General features: G+C 47.9%; 2 rRNA genes. Both read left to right on the top strand.

The window, feature by feature from the left end:
• A 23S ribosomal RNA gene (locus HF312_21645) occupies window positions 1-959 on the top strand; the annotation flags it as partial.
• A 104-nt stretch (window positions 960-1,063) separates the two neighbouring features.
• Window positions 1,064-1,180: ribosomal RNA gene (gene rrf, locus HF312_21640) — 5S ribosomal RNA — on the top strand.
• The last annotated feature ends 57 nt before the right edge of the window (window positions 1,181-1,237 follow it).

Raw genomic sequence — 1,237 nt, 5'->3', positions numbered from 1 at the left:
CTTGTCAGGTAAGTTCTGACCCGCACGAAAGGCGTAATGATTTGGGCACTGTCTCAACAATGTCCCCGGCGAAATTGTAGTACTAGTGAAGATGCTAGTTACCTGTGATAAGACAGAAAGACCCCATGGAGCTTTACTGTAGCTTGATATTGAGACTAGGTGAAGGATGTACAGAATAGATGGGAGACTATGAGATTAAGGCGCTAGCCTTAAAGGAGTCACCTTTGGGATACCATCCTTCCTTTACTTGGAATCTAACCATTCACCGTAATCCGGTGATAGGACAGTGTCAGGTGGGCAGTTTGACTGGGGCGGTCGCCTCCTAAAATGTAACGGAGGCGCCCAAAGGTTCCCTCAGTGCGGTTGGAAATCGCGCGTAGAGTGCAAAGGCAGAAGGGAGCCTAACTGCGAGACCAACAAGTCGAGCAGTGACGAAAGTCGGACTTAGTGATCCGGTGGTTCCGAGTGGAAGGGCCATCGCTCAACGGATAAAAGCTACCTCGGGGATAACAGGCTTATCTCCCCCAAGAGTCCATATCGACGGGGAGGTTTGGCACCTCGATGTCGGCTCATCGCATCCTGGAGCGGTAGTACGTTCCAAGGGTTGGGCTGTTCGCCCATTAAAGCGGTACGCGAGCTGGGTTCAGAACGTCGTGAGACAGTTCGGTCCTTATCTATCACAGGCGTAAGATATTTGAGAGGAGTTGCCCCTAGTACGAGAGGACCGGGGTGAAGGAACCGATGGTGCGCCAGTTGTATCACCAGATGCATAGCTGGGTAGCCAAGTTCCGACGGGATAAACGCTGAAAGCATATAAGTGTGAAGCCCACCTCGAGATAAGATATCTCATAACGAAAGTTAGTAAGACCCCTTGAGGACTACAAGGTTGATAGGCTGGGAGTAGAAGTGCAGTAATGCATGTAGCGGACCAGTACTAATAGGTCGAGGGCTTGACCAAGAAAATTAAAGAAGATTTAATGCTTGGCAGAACTAATTTTACGCAAACGTTTACATTATATATTTTTGAGTGTGTTAAAAATAAAAAAGTAACATACTAAACCATTTTGGTGACGAAGAAGTAGGGGGTACACCTGTTCCCATGCCGAACACAGCAGTTAAGCCCTACGTTGCAGAAGATACTTGAACGTAACAGTTTCGGGAAAATATGGAGTCGCCAAATTTTTTATATTCCTCAATAGCTCAGTTGGTAGAGCATGCGGCTGTTAACCGCAGGGTC

The organism is Ignavibacteria bacterium, assembly GCA_025612375.1.
GTDB lineage: Bacteria > Bacteroidota > Ignavibacteria > Ignavibacteriales > SURF-24 > JAAXKN01.
The sequence above is the reverse complement of the archived record's forward strand: the minus strand, read 5'-3'. Positions and strand labels throughout refer to the sequence as shown.